Consider the following 14,073-nt stretch of genomic DNA (forward strand, 5'->3'; position numbering starts at 1 on the left):
ACTAGCTAATTTACATCTAAAATTGCCATTCTTAGCTACTTCATTTAGGATAGTTAAATTAACTTTACTCAAATTGGCTACCATTATGAAAATAGCTCGTATCTACGATACGAGTCAGTACATCAGAACAGGACTAAACTCGAGAGGATGGCAAGAGGCAATGGATTTTACATTGCAGGGATTTACAAGGAAAAAGCATCGGGTGCTTGGGCAAACCGACCAAAACTTCTGCGTATGATCGCCGACCTGCAACCGTGTGATGTTGTTATTGCTGAAAAAATTGACCGCATCAGTCGTCTGCCTCTCCCTGAAGCTGAAAAATTGATCACCTCTATTAAGAAAAAGGGCGCCAGACTGTCCATTCAGGGTATAGTTGATCTCTCTGATTTGGCGGCCGACAGAGACGGCGTATCTCGTATCGTTCTTGATGTATAAGAAATTAATATCCGAAATGGTTACTCATTGACCTGAGCCATGATGAAATCCTTTTTATTTTCTTCTAAATTTTGCCAAAATTATGTTGAAGGTTGAGATAAGGAACGGAATAGATGGTTAAAAAACGATTAATTATTAATCAATTTTGAACAAAAGGATAGATCTACCCTGTCGTGAGTTTTTATCGCCACCGCAAACAAGCCAGATCATGGTGACGTGCCATAAGTTCTTTACGATTCAATCCAAAATTCATTCCTGCGAAAAGTAATTTTTTCCCACATAAGAGACAAGCAAGTGGATTGACTTTAAAGACGTGTTGATACATGTTTCGCCAGGTGACTTTTTTAGCGGGTTTTTTATCTTGCTGGGCTAAAGGATAAACAACAACCTCCGTTAACATTTTTCGCATCCGTGCTGATGGACTTAAAAAGCCGTAATAGCGGATCATGTGAAACCATTTTTCTGGCACATGAGACGCAAACAGGGTAATAAACTCATCGGATGTCATGACCAGGTCTTCCTGTTTTTTCGTGCGGTGACTCTTATAGCGTAACGTGATGTTATTTTCGCCGGAATAATGTTTTAAGCGACTGAGCGAGACAGGGGGGTTCTTTAGATAAAATCCGAGATAAAGGATGACATGGGTAATATTGGAAAGAATATCAGAAAGATTAATATTCCACCCGCGCATGTGGTGAGTATTAAGTAATTGATTCCATGATGCTTTACTTCTTCCTTCAGCTTTAAGCTCATCGGGAATGGTGAGCGTGTAATAATGTTTTCTCAATAATGCCGTTATCCGATATAGCTAGGCGACTTAATTTTGATTACAAGGTGTGTTATGAGTTATACAATTGATTTTCGACGTAAAGTAATATCTGTAAGGAAAGCCGAAGGTTTAACAATTCGAGAAACTGCGAAACAATTCCGTATTGGAAAAGCGTCTTTAGTACGTTGGCTTAAACGACCAGAGCCAAAAAATTCAACGCCACGTAAGAGGAAGCTCGATAAAAATGCTTTAGCAAAGGAACAGTATCCAGATGCTTACCAAAAGGAACGGGCAGAGCGATTCGGTGTTTGTAAAAAGACTATTTGGCAATCCCTTAAAAAGCTGGGATTAACCTATAAAAAAAACTCTATTCCATCCAAAAACCAACGAAAGCGACAGGCTGGCACATCAGCAAAAAAGACAACAGTATGAAAAAAAAAGATAAATCTGTTGTTTTTATTGATGAAAGTGGTTTTTCACATGACACTCCACGAACTCACGGCTATTCCCCAAAAGGTCACCGTTGTTTTGGCCTGAAAAACTGGGGTGCTAAGGGAAGAACAAATGTTATTGGCGCTTTATTGGGAACAACCCTTTTTGCTATCGGATTATTTGATTGCAATATTAACCGTGATGTTTTTTATGTTTGGATCACAAAAATATTGCTCCCATAACTTCCTGAAAATTCTGTTATTTTTATGGACAACGCTAGCTTTCACAAAGGTAAGAATATTGAACAGGCAATTATAAACGCAGGACACCAGATAGAATATTTGCCTGTGTATTCACCAGATTTAAATCCTATAGAACATAAATGGTCTCAAGCTAAACGTAAAAAGATGGAAACAGGATGCACTATCGATGACCTGTTTTTAATACATATGCTGTAATCAAAATTAAGTCGCCTAGCTATATCTCGCCAGGTATTCTTTTTAGTCACCCCGCCGGCTGTGGTTGAAAAATGAATATGCGGATGCCATTTTTGGTCTCGTCCCCAGGTATGGATGACAGTGAAAACGCCCGGGGTGATATTGAGGTCACGGCAGATGGTTAATATCACATCAGCGGCTAATCGATTCATTTCACCGAGAAGCCAACGGTTGGCGCGAATAATAGGCCAATATTCACAAGGCATGGTAAAAGTGATGTGCTGCCAAGGAAATTCGGGTAACCAAGCTAGCCGTATTGTTAATCCATTGTAGGCAAGCTTTGACGCCACAATGTGGGCAGCTTCGACTAAATTTAACCCGTTTCTCAGAATTACATTGAGGGTCAGGACAGCGCCAAATTGACCACCCCATAAGCGAAGTGCCGCAAGCCATAATCTTTACCATGATTTCCATCACAACAGTGCGGACACTATCAGGGGGGTGGCGATTAAGCCAATTGAGCCAGCGTTGACCAAATTGAAAAACATGACTAAAACGCGGTGACATAAAAAGGGACCAAAAGATTGAGACATTAAATCAGCCATAAAGGCTTTTTGGTCTTTACTGGCAATATAACGTAAGCTATTGCGAATTTGATGAACTACGCATAGCTGAACTTCTGTCTGCGGGAAAATACTGGCTATCGCTTCTGGAAACCCTTTTAATCCGCCAACACAAGCGATTAAAATATCTTGTATACCACGGTTATGTAAGTCAGTCAGAACGCTCAGCCAATGATGTGCTCCTTCTGTTTCAGACATATAGAGTCCTAACAATTCCTCATGCCCATCGGCGGTTAGTCCAAGTACTGTGTAGATTGCCTTAATTGATATAGTGACCATCATGTTTTATCTTGTACACGAGTTTCGCACAGGCATATAAAATTCCAGAAATGGCTAAAAGCAATGGTTAATTTGTAAGTTACTAAAACGTATAAATTTGTTTAAATTACAATAAATTGCTTTTAATTTATAAGATTTTGTCTATTTATATATTATGCTGAATTAAACTTAAAAATAGAGCGTTTTTTTATTGGTGCGAAACTCGTGTTAAAGCCGGTTTATCGTGTAGATACTAAAGCGGCTGCTGAGCTTGCCCTTGATGAACAGGAATCGAAATGGGGTGAAAAATACCCGATAGTGCTAGAATCCTGGCGAAGTAAATGGGAGTTGCTCAGTGCTTATTTTCGATACCCTAAAGCCATTAGAAAACCCATTTATACGACCAATGCAGTAGAGGCGGTTCATCGGCAGTTTAGGACATTAACTAAAACCAAAGGGGCTTTTCCTAATGAAAACAGCTTATTAAAATTACTCTATATTGGCATCAATCAGGTATCCAACAAATGGACTATGCCGATTAGTAACTGGGCGTTAACCATTGCTCAATTGTCCATCTATTTTAAAGGGCGCCTAGGATCGTTAGGTTTTGATTAGCTCTGCGTCAGTGTTGAAGCACAGGCGTAGAGCGATTAATTTGATTTAATAATATTTGCTTTTTTCACTACATCTGATGTATACGAAACATCTAATTCATCACACAAAGACAAAAACATTGCTGCTTCAATTTTATTAGCTTCCATTGAGGATATTTTTTTCTCTAGCATATCTAACATAGCGTAACGTGGATTATCGTTTTCTTTGAAAATAAATTCTTTTTCTTTTGAAATAGATTCGTTGAAATCAAGCTTAAAAGTTATTTTATTATATGGCTTGTAACTTTTCCCTGTTTTTTCTATAATAAAGCCGTCTTTATAATCTGATCTAAAAGTCCAGACCCCATTTGATTTAGAAACTATATTTTTTATAGGATTCTTTAAAGTAGCTCTCTTGAATCTTGGGAAATCAACATAATCATTAGGTGACACGCCAAGCATGTTACAAAATTCTTCTATGGATACAGTATAGTCTTTAATGCCTTTGAATCTACTAATTAACTCCAATATTCGTTTTTCATATCCACCTCTCAAAGATAATAATAATGTTAAATCTATTTCAGAGAATCCTGATGAATATTCCAGAAGATATTTAGCGGCATCTTTATCCATTCGTATAAACAAAACACCATCCTCAAAGCAAGCATTACTTATTATAACAACTTTACTAAACATTTTATTGTCTGGATCTTTCATTTCCAAAACTTTACCTATAATTTTTGTACCATCATATAGTGCTTTGTACAGGCCTTGCCTAGTCAAGTTAAAATGTTCTTCTAAGTCCTTTGCATGATACCTAAATTCAAAAACAACATTTTCATTAGTTACACCACTAAATTTTAACTTTTCCTGTTCCGCTTTTAATGATTTAACCAAAAGAGTTATTAGATCTTGCTCTCTAGGCTTTAAATTCATCTTACTTGTAATTAATTGATGAGGCTTTTTTACTTTTATCCAATTTTTCAAAATTTTCTCGCAACCTCATGCAATTAATCCTAAGGAAAAAAATAATAGCACAATACATGACATTTTTTAATAAAAAATATAAGTAATTATCAAATCTAATGTCAGCTAAATTAACCAATTGATAAAAAAATAATAAATAAAGATGACATTCAAATTACAACACCTGATGAAAGAGAAATGAAAAATCTTCTATGGATAAAAGTAATTCCAATGTCATGTATATCAATTTAAGTGATTGATTCATATAGCGTAAACTTGGTTATTACTTTCTTTTAGATCTATTACAAAAAAATTATTATTACCGTTATTCACACACAGGTGGATAACTTTTCTTATAACAAAAGCTCTAAATCGAAAAATATGTTACTACTGCGAGACCGTATTTCTTTTTTGCTAATGGTGATATTCCGCTTCCTCGATGAAAAACGAGTTTGCATCTTGCGGCAAGCAGCGGTATTTTAATTAAAAAGATTTTTTTTAAGCTAACTAACCTGAAATATTGCACTCTCTGATTATCACGGCTAGCATCACAAAATTAACGTATCCATTAATTCAGGCACAACATGAACAAAACAGAACTCATCAGTAAAGTTGCAGAGAAATCAGGTTTGAGCAAGAAAGACGCAGAGAAGTCCGTTAACGCTTTCATCGAATCTGTGACAGAATCTTTAAAATCCGGCAATGACGTACAACTCATTGGCTTTGGTAGTTTTCAGGTTAAGCAACGAGCAGCTAGAGGTGGACGAAACCCAAAAACAGGTGAAGTACTTAAAATCGCTGCTGCAAGCGTACCGTGTTTTAAAGCAGGTAAAAGTTTGAAAGAAGCAGTCAAATAGCATGACCGAAAAACATGTACGAATTAAAACTCCTGTACGAAACATAATTTGTCTATTTTTGTACGGGTGTTTTGGACAATGTCCGAAATCGAACGATTTTGGAAAACTAAAATTGCCTATCAAAATTAGAAGACTTTCGAGTTAACAATCAGAAAGAGGAATGTTTGGTTTTCAAAATTAAAATAAAGCCAACTTTTGAAGTTGGCTAATTATGTTGATGGAAATTTTTTAACGTCTAGATGTATAAGAAATTAATACCCGAAATGGTTACTCATTAACCTGCGCCATGATGAAATCCTTTTTATTTTCTTCTAAATTTTGCCAAAATTATGTTGAAGGTTGAGAGTAAGGAACGGAATAGATGGTTAAAAAACGATTAATTATTGATCAATTTTGAACAAAAAGATAGATCTACCCTGTCGTGAGTTCTTATCGCCACCGCAAACAAGCCAGATCATGGTGACGTGCCATAAGTTCTTTACGATTCAATCCAAAATTCATTCCTGCGAAAAGTAATTTTTCCCACAATAAGAGACAAGCAAGTGGATCGACTTTAAAGACGTGTTGATACATGTTTCGCCAGGTGACTTTTTTAGCGGGTTTTTTATCTTGCTGGGCTAAAGGATAAACAACCTCCGTTAACATTTTTCGCATCCGTGCTGATGGACTTAAAAAGCCGTAATAGCAGATCATGTGAAACCATTTTCTTGGCACATGAGACGCAAACCGGGTAATAAATACATCGGATGTCATGACTAGGTCTTCCTGTTTTTTCGTGCGGTGGCTCTTATAGCGTAACGTGTGTTATCTTCGCCGGAATAATGTTTTAAGCGACTGAGCGAGGCAGGGGGTTATTTAGATAAAATCCGAGATAAAGGGTGACATGGGTAATATTGGAAAGAATATCAGAAAGATTAATATTCCACCCGCGCATGTGGTGAGTATTAAGTAATTGATTCCATGATGCTTTACTTCTGTCTCGTCCCCAGGTATGGATGGCAGTGAAAACGCCCGGGGTGATATTGAGGTCACGGCAGATGGTTAATATCACATCAGCGGCTAATCGATTCATTTCACCGAGAAGCCAACGGTTGGCGCGAATAATAGGCCAATATTCACAAGGCATGGTAGAAGTGATGTGCTGCCAAGGAGCTTCGGGTAACCAAACTAGCGTATTGTTAATCCATTGTAGGTAAGCTTTGACGCCACAATGTGGGCAGCTTCGACTTTTGCAGGTAAATTTAACCCATTTCTCAGAATTACATTGAGGGTTAGGACAGCGCCAAATTGACCACCCCATAAGCGAAGTGCCGTTTTACCATGGTTTCCACACAACAGTGCGGACACTATCAGGGGGGTGGCGATTAAGCCAATTGAGCCAGCGTTGACCAAATTGAAAAACGTGACTAAAACGCGGTGACATAAAAGGGACCAAAAGATTGAGACAATAGATATCGGGTTATACCAGTACTAACAAGCAATGACAAGTCGTCGCCATAGGCGACCATCTTGAAAAGCAGAAAAAATACCGATTTAGTTCGAGTCATTGACTTAATTGTCACTACTAACCTATAATGTTTTTGCAATGCACTTACATTATAGGCCATAAAATGAAAAATTTAACAATTAGAATATCCAAAGAAGATAAAGAGTTATTGAAAGATTTTGCGGATTTTAACGGTATCTCTGTTTCAAATCTGTTAAGACAGTCAGCACTTGAACGCATTGAGAATGAAATTGATATCAAGCTTTATCAGTGCGCAAATAATATCATGAAAGAAATGACTGATGATGATGTTATTAGTCATGATGAGTTAATTTCTGATTTGGGTCTCGATGATGTATACCGTTAAATATCACAAAAATATCACAAAAACTTTAAAAAACATCAGCAAATCAGACCAAGTGTTTATTTTATCTTGGATAAATAAAAACCTGATTAACACTAAAAACCCAAGAATTCATGGAAAATCCTTAAAGGGAGAAAAAAAGGGTTTATGGCGTTATCGGGTCGGGAATTATCGAATTGTTGCAAATATTCAAGATAAAGAATTAATTATTCTAATAATAGATGTTGGTCACAGAAAAGATATTTATCGTTGAGATTCTGAGTAGAGAATTAAAATAAAATCAATGAATACAGTAGATATAACTTTTTAACGCCTAAGAATTCCAAAAAAATTTAACCTATTTAAATAGAATAACACTGTGAAAATAAATAATTTTTCCATTTTTTAGGAGGGTGTTCATAATTCTGTGTCAGGGGATTTTATATTTTGATTATACCATCTAGGCGCCCTTTAAAATAGATGGACAATTGAGCGATGGTTAACGCCCAGTTACTAATCGGCTTAGTCCATTTGTTGGATACCTGATTGATGCCAATATAGAGTAATTTTAATAAGCTGTTTTCATTAGGAAACAGTCCCTTTGGTTTTAGTTAATGAACATCACGATTATCAACTTTATCTCGCTATCAATGATATTGATCCATACAAAAACTAAAGCTCGTTCACCTCAAACTAATGGGATTTGTGAACGCTTTCATAAAACTGTATTACAAGAGTTCTATCAGGTGGCTTTTCGTAAGAAAATCTATAGGGCTTTAAATGAATTACAAGCTGATTTAGATAAATGGTTAGCGGAATATAATAACCAACGCACTCATCAAGGAAAAATGTGTTGCGGTCGAACTCCTATGGCAACTTTACACGATGGAAAACAACTTTGGAGAGAGAAAGATTTAAATCAAATTTAACCTGACAGGTACTGTATAAATAACCGGTAACTGTCAGATTAAGTCTGAGCTATTACATGTTGATGGCCTAAAGGGATCCCCTGACGCTATTGAAGCGGTTTATCCACAGACCCGCGTCAGTTATGCCTGAAAATTATTCCGTTTTGCTTAAGCTGAACCTTTCACTATTAATGCGCCATAATTTGATGGGAATTTGATTGAGGGTCCAATTGATGAACAATATCATCAACGAAATCTAACACATGATCAATTTGATTTGAATATTCCTTCAATGCCGAAGTATATTTACTAGCTTCAGGAAATTCAGATTCTATACAAGACAAACTCTTTTCTATTACACTATTAAGTTTGTCAGCTATATTTCTCATATGATGTAAATTGCTTTCAATATTAGAGAGAATCGTTTTAAATTTATCAAAAAAAGAATTAGAAACAACATTAGACTCAACGGTTAAAGAATTGTAATCATAGTTTGGATTTAATGAAGAAACACTATTATTTATATGGTTGTTCATTTTTTTCCCTTTTTAGTTGAAATTTTATCACTTAAATTAAACTTAATATCGATAATAATAAAATTAGGTATAATCTCCTTACCACATTTATTTATATAATTCTATCCTAAAGCAATTCCATCATATACTCAAAAATACTAGAATGGAATGCTATTCCCGTATAAGAATTTGAAAAATTTTCAGCTAAAAAGTAAGTTTCTGTCACATTTAAAATTTCTGTTGATAAAATGATATTTGAATCGTTCTCAGTATGAGTAGTTGCCATCAATATCTGGAGCTCCTCAATGCCCTGTTCGCGCCGCTACCTATGCTGCAATGGATACGACAGCAAGGTATCCAAATCGATATCTTCTCCGCCTTGCATACTTATTGCTGGCAACTCAATCAGCATCCGCGTGTTCATGTCTCGGTCCCTCGATGCAGTCTGAATGATAAACATGATGTGTACTCTAATTTGATAGGTAAATTAGACGACCTAAAGGCATTTTTTTACTCCATTAATTTTTTATAGGCTTCTGTTACCTCTTCTAGGGTCATATCACGAGTAATTGGATTTTCTTCCATGACATTTAACATGTTGTTTGGTGTCAAACTACTTTGCAATTGCTTAATTTCGAGTAGAAGTGTTGCCGGTACAGGAATATAGCTAGGCGACTTAATTTTGATTACAAGGTGTGTTATGAGTTATACAATTGATTTTCGACGTAAAGTAATATCTGTAAGGAAAGCCGAAGGTTTAACAATTCGAGAAACTGCGAAACAATTCCGTATTGGAAAAGCGTCTTTAGTACGTTGGCTTAAACGACCAGAGCCAAAAAATTCAACGCCACGTAAGAGGAAGCTCGATAAAAATGCTTTAGCAAAAGATGTGGAACAGTATCCAGATGCTTACCAAAAGGAACGGGCAGAGCGATTCGGTGTTTGTAAAAAGACTATTTGGCAATCCCTTAAAAAGCTGGGATTAACCTATAAAAAAAAACTCTATTCCATCCAAAAACCAACGAAAGCGACAGGCTGGCACATCAGCAAAAAAGACAACAGTATGAAAAAAAAAGATAAATCTGTTGTTTTTATTGATGAAAGTGGTTTTTCACATGACACTCCACGAACTCACGGCTATTCCCCAAAAGGTCACCGTTGTTTTGGCCTGAAAAACTGGGGTGCTAAGGGAAGAACAAATGTTATTGGCGCTTTATTGGGAACAACCCTTTTTGCTATCGGATTATTTGATTGCAATATTAACCGTGATGTTTTTTATGTTTGGATCACAAAAATATTGCTCCCAGAACTTCCTGAAAATTCTGTTATTTTTATGGACAACGCTAGCTTTCACAAAGGTAAGAATATTGAACAGGCAATTATAAACGCAGGACACCAGATAGAATATTTGCCTGTGTATTCACCAGATTTAAATCCTATAGAACATAAATGGTCTCAAGCTAAACGTAAAAAGATGGAAACAGGATGCACTATCGATGACCTGTTTTTAATACATATGCTGTAATCAAAATTAAGTCGCCTAGCTATACCTTCTATTTCCAAAAATTGAGCTGCTTCTAGTGAAGTGATTTCGCCGGATTTTTTCGCTCGAGTATCGATCTTAAGTATTCTTTCTGTTGCTGTTGTTCCTCGTTAAAAAAGACCTCATTGATCCCCATCTTTTTGTAAACGGCAATATCATTGTGGCTAGGCAATACTTCTTCTATCGTGGTCGTTTCGCCGTCTGCCGTGGTTTTAATAATTTTTCGTTTTCTAATTTTGGTATTTTGCCTTGCTGTTTCTGCTAGCTTTCACCAAAGACAGGTTGATCACGTCATCAACATACGCTTTTTTGTATTTCGCTTTCCCTGACATGACAACCTATTTTTAACCTTTATGCAACATTCGCGAAATTAGCCGTTTTGGGTTCGGACTTATTCTTCGGAACTATGCGAAAGAAATCCCTCTTAATAAGTTGTAATTATTAGTTTTTTTGATTTTCAAAAATTCGGAAGTATGACTTAGGAATTATGCGTTTTTTGCTATTCTGTAATTTTTCACCTGAATCCCTTTTAATCCCAGGCTATTTTCGTTAATGGTTAAAAAATAAACGCAAACGTTAAAAATCACAAAGTAAAATATCTCTGCAAAATCGCCCGTAAATATCCATCGTAATTTGGATACTTTTGTGTCCCAATAATCGTGATACAAAATTCACATCAACCCCCTTTTTCAAATAATTGAAGCGCTGCAAAATGTCGTGAATTATGGAAAGTGCCTATCCCATTTTCAGTTAATAATCTTTTTACTATTCCTGTTCTGCTATAGCACAAAGATAATCTTTCCCCACGTTCAGAAATGATTAAGGGAAAATTCATTCCCTTTTTAATTCTTATCCAAAAAATCAAATAGCTTTTTAGGTATCTTAATCCTTCGTTGAACATCAACCTTCAAACCTTCAACAACACCATGACGGGTTACATGTTTTGAAATATTCAAATATTCCCCTTGCATATCGGCATAATCTAATGCCAATATTTCACTTATCCGTAGCCCAATCACGGACGCTTCTTTTTTCTTACTGGCGCAACTTCGATCATCCTTTCGACATTTTCAAAGGCCGGAATAAAAAGGGGTTTTTCTCCTTTCCTTTTCAGTTTAGGTATCAGACTTACGCCAACATTCCGCAGCGCTTTTAACAACAAATAGGCAGAGTGCAGATGTTTAAGCGTATTTTCCGGCAAGCCGTTAAATTCACTCGGGCGAATATTCAACGCCAATTTGGCTTGCAACGGTTCGTCGATTGAAAACAGGGCATGTTTAATCGTATCGAGCGAACTTTGCCGCAAATGCCCCGTTTCACACTGTGAGACCTTTTTCCCCACATAAAACTGAATCAACTTGCGAAGATACCAATCTCGGCATTTCTCTTTTTCTTTTGCCGCCATCTCCAAAAATCGCTCGGATTCGCTCAGAAACACGAGTTTCGCACAAAACTAATTTGGGTACGCTATAAAACACGGATGTGCTCAGTAATAGCATTTTTGATTATGTCCCAATTTTGTTGATAAAGGGTTATTTTTTCAGATATACGACGTTTATGTTGTTCAAACCACGCAGAAATAGCGAGAAAAATGATTTCTTTGCGCTCGGCTCGTGCGAGCCTGACAGCGTTCAATACCACAATTTTGTTTAACTTCTCGGTGTATAAGAAATTAATACCCGAAATGGTTATTCATTAACCTGCGCCATGATGAAATCCTTTTTATTTTCTTCTAAATTTTGCCAAAATTATGTTGAAGGTTGAGATAAGGAACGGAATAGATGGTTAAAAAAAAGACCAATTATTAATCAATTTTGAACAAAAGGATAGATCTACCCTGTCGTGAGTTTTTATCGCCACCGCAAACAAGCCAGATCATGGTGACGTGCCATAAGTTCTTTACGATTCAATCCAAAATTCATTCCTGCGAAAAGTAATTTTTTTCCACATAAGAGACAAGCAAGTGGATCGACTTTAAAGACGTGTTGATACATGTTTCGCCAGGTGACTTTTTTAGCGGGTTTTTTATCTTGCTGGGCTAAAGGATAAACAACCTCCGTTAACATTTTCGCATCTGTGCTGATGGACTTAAAAAGCCGTAATAGCGGATCATGTGAAACCATTTTTCTGGCACATGAGACGCAAACTGGGTAATAAATACATCGGATGTCATGACCAGGTCTTCCTGTTTTTTCGTGCGGTGGCTCTTATAGCGTAACGTGATGTTATCTTCGTCGGAATAATAAGCCTGTTGCTCAATAGCAAAATTAATTATGACTTACAAAAAAACCAGCCGATGATGATAAAATCATCAATTTTTGCATTAAAAATAACCTATGTAAGATTAAAAAATAAACTATTTTTGTATTTTTTAGATGTATCTAACTTGTTTTTATTTTAAGCAACTTTATTTCACTATTGAGCAACATGCTTAATGTTTTAAGCGACTGAGCGAGACAGGGGGTTTCTTTAGATAAAATCCGAGATAAAGGGTGACATGGGTAATATTGGAAAGAATATCAGAAAGATTAATATTCCATCCGCGCTTGTAGTGAGTATTAAGTAATTGATTGCATGATGCTTTACTTCTTCCTTCAGCTTTAAGCTAATCGGGAATGGTGAGCGTGTAATAATGTTTTCTCAATAATGCCGTTATCCGATATAGCCACATTGTCATAATGTTTTCGCGATAAAAGCTGATATCCCGCCAGGTATTCTTTTTAGTCACCCCGCCGGCTGTGGTTGAAAAATGAATATGCGGATGCCATTTTTGGTCTCGTCCCCAGGTATGGATGGCAGTGAAAACGCCCGGGGTGATAACGAGCTTTAGTTTTTGTATGATCAATATCATTGATAGCGAGATAAAGTTGATAATCGTGATGTTCAACTTTGCCACAATACTCACTGCCTCTGTCCGTCAGTATACGTAACACCGATAACCCATGCTGGGAATAAAAAGGGAGAACCTTGTCATTTAATAAATCTGCCGCCGTTATCGCGCTTTTTGTTGTGTAAAGCTTACAATAAAATAGTTGCTGAATAGAGACTTGCATTTTTTGTCACGCTATAGACAATAAAAAGAGGTTTAACTTAAAATAACGGTTTGAAATGATCAACAAAGAGCGGTTGTTACGAGATAATCGTTTATGTAAAGCAATCATTGGATTATCAGTCGAAGAATTGAAAAATTTAGCCGCTGAATTTTCAGCTTGTTATTTGATTTATCGGAAAAAGAATCGAAAAGATCACGAGCGGCAGATGGGTGCAGGGCAGAAAGGATTTATCCCAACCCCATTAGATAAACTGCTTTTTATTTTATTGTATTTAAAATGTTATCCGACCTATGATTTGCAAGGACTTCTTTTTGGTTTAGATAGAACACGGGTATGTCGCTGGGTAAAAATATTATTGCCGGTTTTAGAGATGACCTTGGGGCGAGAATGTGTTTTGCCCGCTCGTCAAATTCGCTCTGCTGAGGAATTTTTTCGCGCCTTTCCTGGAGTTAAAGACGTCTTTATTGATGGGACAGAGCGACCTGTCCAAAAGCCTAAGAATCTGCGTCGGCGAAAAAAAATGTATTCGGGAAAGAAAAGACAGACCACTCGAAAAGGGCTTATTATGACTGACGAAACGAGGAAAATTGGATTTATCCCCATGATCAAAAATGGGCGCCGTCACGATAAACGCTTACTCGATAAAGTCGATATAATTCGCCATATTCCCCCTGAGGTAACCATCTGGGCCGATACCGGTTTTCAAGGTATAGATAAACAGCATCCTAATACACAAATCCCAAAAAAAGGAACTCGAAAAAGACCTTTATCGCCTGAACAAAAACAAGAAAATAAAATAATCTCGGGCATCCGTATTACGTGTAGTAGCTCAGACTTAATCTGACAGTTACCGGT

At 36.7% G+C, this 14,073-nt stretch carries 15 protein-coding genes and 12 pseudogenes; 11 read left to right on the top strand and 16 right to left on the bottom strand.

The genetic code is table 11. The annotated features are described in order from the left end of the window. Nucleotides 1-147: 147 nt before the first annotated feature. Nucleotides 148-429: pseudogene (locus AYJ55_RS00955) on the top strand (recombinase family protein); the annotation flags it as partial. A 187-nt stretch (nt 430-616) separates the two neighbouring features. Here the strand turns inward: AYJ55_RS00955 and AYJ55_RS00960 are convergent. Next, nucleotides 617-1,222, bottom strand: a complete 606-nt coding sequence (locus tag AYJ55_RS00960) for a transposase (RefSeq protein ID WP_074167841.1) — start codon at nt 1,220-1,222, stop codon at nt 617-619. Between the two features lie 54 nt (nt 1,223-1,276). Here AYJ55_RS00960 and AYJ55_RS00965 point away from each other — a divergent pair, with 54 nt between their 5' ends. Next, entirely contained in the window at nt 1,277-1,636 is a 360-nt protein-coding gene (locus AYJ55_RS00965; RefSeq protein WP_063653651.1) for an IS630 transposase-related protein, read from the top strand. After that, nucleotides 1,633-2,094: pseudogene (locus AYJ55_RS24405) on the top strand (IS630 family transposase). The gene AYJ55_RS00965 and the pseudogene AYJ55_RS24405 overlap by 4 nt, the downstream one beginning before the upstream one ends. Before the next feature lie 20 nt (nt 2,095-2,114). Here AYJ55_RS24405 and AYJ55_RS32380 read toward each other — a convergent pair. Together AYJ55_RS32380 and AYJ55_RS00980 are read right to left on the bottom strand one after the other, a co-directional pair. Then, nucleotides 2,115-2,640, bottom strand: a pseudogene (locus tag AYJ55_RS32380) (IS91 family transposase); the annotation flags it as partial. A gap of 26 nt (nt 2,641-2,666) precedes the next feature. Continuing rightward, nucleotides 2,667-2,991 (bottom strand): annotated as a pseudogene (locus tag AYJ55_RS00980) (transposase); the annotation flags it as partial. A 191-nt stretch (nt 2,992-3,182) separates the two neighbouring features. On the opposite strand from AYJ55_RS00980, the pseudogene AYJ55_RS00985 reads away from it, so the two are divergent. Then, a pseudogene (locus tag AYJ55_RS00985) lies at nt 3,183-3,569 on the top strand (transposase); the annotation flags it as partial. A 35-nt stretch (nt 3,570-3,604) separates the two neighbouring features. On the opposite strand, the gene AYJ55_RS00990 reads toward AYJ55_RS00985, so the two are convergent. Then, on the bottom strand, nt 3,605-4,534 hold the full coding sequence (locus tag AYJ55_RS00990; RefSeq protein ID WP_063653660.1) for a replication initiation protein: 930 nt from the start codon (nt 4,532-4,534) through the stop codon (nt 3,605-3,607). A gap of 563 nt (nt 4,535-5,097) precedes the next feature. On the opposite strand from AYJ55_RS00990, the gene AYJ55_RS00995 reads away from it, so the two are divergent. Further along, the gene (locus tag AYJ55_RS00995) at nt 5,098-5,370 is read left to right on the top strand and encodes an HU family DNA-binding protein (protein WP_063653662.1); all 273 of its coding nucleotides are present in this window, start codon (nt 5,098-5,100) and stop codon (nt 5,368-5,370) included. Between the two features lie 429 nt (nt 5,371-5,799). Here AYJ55_RS00995 and AYJ55_RS35330 read toward each other — a convergent pair. The 3 genes and pseudogenes from AYJ55_RS35330 to AYJ55_RS35340 form a co-directional block, all read right to left on the bottom strand. Then, a pseudogene (locus AYJ55_RS35330) lies at nt 5,800-6,159 on the bottom strand (transposase); the annotation flags it as partial. Nucleotides 6,160-6,196: 37 nt separating this feature from the next. Continuing rightward, the gene (locus AYJ55_RS35335; RefSeq protein ID WP_425393763.1) at nt 6,197-6,496 is read right to left on the bottom strand and encodes a hypothetical protein; all 300 of its coding nucleotides are present in this window, start codon (nt 6,494-6,496) and stop codon (nt 6,197-6,199) included. A 9-nt stretch (nt 6,497-6,505) separates the two neighbouring features. Beyond that, nucleotides 6,506-6,670 (bottom strand): annotated as a pseudogene (locus AYJ55_RS35340) (transposase zinc-binding domain-containing protein); the annotation flags it as partial. Nucleotides 6,671-6,980: 310 nt separating this feature from the next. Here AYJ55_RS35340 and relB point away from each other — a divergent pair. Beyond that, nucleotides 6,981-7,223: a type II toxin-antitoxin system RelB family antitoxin gene (gene relB / locus AYJ55_RS01010; RefSeq protein WP_063653668.1), complete on the top strand. Its 243-nt coding sequence runs from the start codon at nt 6,981-6,983 to the stop codon at nt 7,221-7,223. Next, a complete protein-coding gene (locus AYJ55_RS01015; RefSeq protein WP_222703379.1) occupies nt 7,210-7,473 on the top strand; it encodes a type II toxin-antitoxin system RelE family toxin in 264 nt (87 codons plus the stop codon). The genes relB and AYJ55_RS01015 overlap by 14 nt, the downstream gene beginning before the upstream one ends. 166 nt (nt 7,474-7,639) lie before the next feature. On the opposite strand, the pseudogene AYJ55_RS32385 reads toward AYJ55_RS01015, so the two are convergent. Beyond that, nucleotides 7,640-7,807, bottom strand: a pseudogene (locus AYJ55_RS32385) (IS256 family transposase); the annotation flags it as partial. An 8-nt stretch (nt 7,808-7,815) separates the two neighbouring features. Between AYJ55_RS32385 and AYJ55_RS01020 the strand changes: the two are divergent. Beyond that, nucleotides 7,816-8,128: pseudogene (locus AYJ55_RS01020) on the top strand (integrase core domain-containing protein); the annotation flags it as partial. Nucleotides 8,129-8,295: 167 nt separating this feature from the next. Here the strand turns inward: AYJ55_RS01020 and AYJ55_RS01025 are convergent. Continuing rightward, nucleotides 8,296-8,643 (bottom strand): hypothetical protein, encoded by a 348-nt coding sequence (locus AYJ55_RS01025; protein ID WP_063653674.1) that lies wholly within the window; start codon nt 8,641-8,643, stop codon nt 8,296-8,298. 307 nt (nt 8,644-8,950) lie between these two features. Between AYJ55_RS01025 and AYJ55_RS35345 the strand changes: the two genes are divergently transcribed. Continuing rightward, nucleotides 8,951-9,154, top strand: coding sequence for a transposase (locus AYJ55_RS35345; protein WP_425393761.1), 204 nt, complete (start codon nt 8,951-8,953; stop codon nt 9,152-9,154). Between the two features lie 168 nt (nt 9,155-9,322). Further along, nucleotides 9,323-10,147, top strand: a complete 825-nt coding sequence (locus AYJ55_RS24420) for an IS630 family transposase (protein ID WP_063657243.1) — start codon at nt 9,323-9,325, stop codon at nt 10,145-10,147. A gap of 860 nt (nt 10,148-11,007) precedes the next feature. Here AYJ55_RS24420 and AYJ55_RS30350 read toward each other — a convergent pair. The 7 genes and pseudogenes from AYJ55_RS30350 to AYJ55_RS24440 form a co-directional block, all read right to left on the bottom strand. Beyond that, on the bottom strand, nt 11,008-11,157 hold the full coding sequence (locus AYJ55_RS30350; protein ID WP_187153138.1) for a hypothetical protein: 150 nt from the start codon (nt 11,155-11,157) through the stop codon (nt 11,008-11,010). 23 nt (nt 11,158-11,180) lie between these two features. Further along, nucleotides 11,181-11,570, bottom strand: a complete 390-nt coding sequence (locus tag AYJ55_RS01040; protein ID WP_063653678.1) for a hypothetical protein — start codon at nt 11,568-11,570, stop codon at nt 11,181-11,183. A 48-nt stretch (nt 11,571-11,618) separates the two neighbouring features. After that, a pseudogene (locus tag AYJ55_RS01045) lies at nt 11,619-11,828 on the bottom strand (IS701 family transposase); the annotation flags it as partial. Nucleotides 11,829-12,015: 187 nt separating this feature from the next. Next, nucleotides 12,016-12,231, bottom strand: a complete 216-nt coding sequence (locus AYJ55_RS01050) for a hypothetical protein (protein WP_063657848.1) — start codon at nt 12,229-12,231, stop codon at nt 12,016-12,018. Further along, on the bottom strand, nt 12,225-12,440 hold the full coding sequence (locus AYJ55_RS34340) for a transposase (RefSeq protein ID WP_162505204.1): 216 nt from the start codon (nt 12,438-12,440) through the stop codon (nt 12,225-12,227). The genes AYJ55_RS01050 and AYJ55_RS34340 overlap by 7 nt, the downstream gene beginning before the upstream one ends. 159 nt (nt 12,441-12,599) lie before the next feature. After that, nucleotides 12,600-12,983 (bottom strand): annotated as a pseudogene (locus tag AYJ55_RS32395) (transposase); the annotation flags it as partial. A gap of 4 nt (nt 12,984-12,987) precedes the next feature. Further along, nucleotides 12,988-13,191, bottom strand: a pseudogene (locus AYJ55_RS24440) (IS481 family transposase); the annotation flags it as partial. Nucleotides 13,192-13,273: 82 nt separating this feature from the next. On the opposite strand from AYJ55_RS24440, the gene AYJ55_RS01060 reads away from it, so the two are divergent. Beyond that, entirely contained in the window at nt 13,274-14,062 is a 789-nt protein-coding gene (locus AYJ55_RS01060; protein ID WP_063653686.1) for a transposase family protein, read from the top strand. Nucleotides 14,063-14,073: the final 11 nt, after the last annotated feature.

The organism is Candidatus Arsenophonus triatominarum, from assembly GCF_001640365.1.
Lineage (GTDB): Bacteria > Pseudomonadota > Gammaproteobacteria > Enterobacterales > Enterobacteriaceae > Arsenophonus > Arsenophonus triatominarum.

Coding starts and splice junctions, on each gene's coding strand:
- AYJ55_RS00965 (WP_063653651.1), top strand. CDS start 1,277: ATGAGTTATACAATTGATTTTCGACGTAAAGTAATATCTGTAAGGAAA.
- AYJ55_RS00995 (WP_063653662.1), top strand. CDS start 5,098: ATGAACAAAACAGAACTCATCAGTAAAGTTGCAGAGAAATCAGGTTTG.
- AYJ55_RS01040 (WP_063653678.1), bottom strand. CDS start 11,570: ATGGCGGCAAAAGAAAAAGAGAAATGCCGAGATTGGTATCTTCGCAAG.
- AYJ55_RS35335 (WP_425393763.1), bottom strand. CDS start 6,496: ATGCCTTGTGAATATTGGCCTATTATTCGCGCCAACCGTTGGCTTCTC.
- AYJ55_RS01050 (WP_063657848.1), bottom strand. CDS start 12,231: ATGTTAACGGAGGTTGTTTATCCTTTAGCCCAGCAAGATAAAAAACCC.
- AYJ55_RS01060 (WP_063653686.1), top strand. CDS start 13,274: ATGATCAACAAAGAGCGGTTGTTACGAGATAATCGTTTATGTAAAGCA.
- AYJ55_RS01015 (WP_222703379.1), top strand. CDS start 7,210: ATGTATACCGTTAAATATCACAAAAATATCACAAAAACTTTAAAAAAC.
- AYJ55_RS24420 (WP_063657243.1), top strand. CDS start 9,323: ATGAGTTATACAATTGATTTTCGACGTAAAGTAATATCTGTAAGGAAA.
- AYJ55_RS35345 (WP_425393761.1), top strand. CDS start 8,951: ATGCTGCAATGGATACGACAGCAAGGTATCCAAATCGATATCTTCTCC.
- AYJ55_RS01025 (WP_063653674.1), bottom strand. CDS start 8,643: ATGAACAACCATATAAATAATAGTGTTTCTTCATTAAATCCAAACTAT.
- relB (WP_063653668.1), top strand. CDS start 6,981: ATGAAAAATTTAACAATTAGAATATCCAAAGAAGATAAAGAGTTATTG.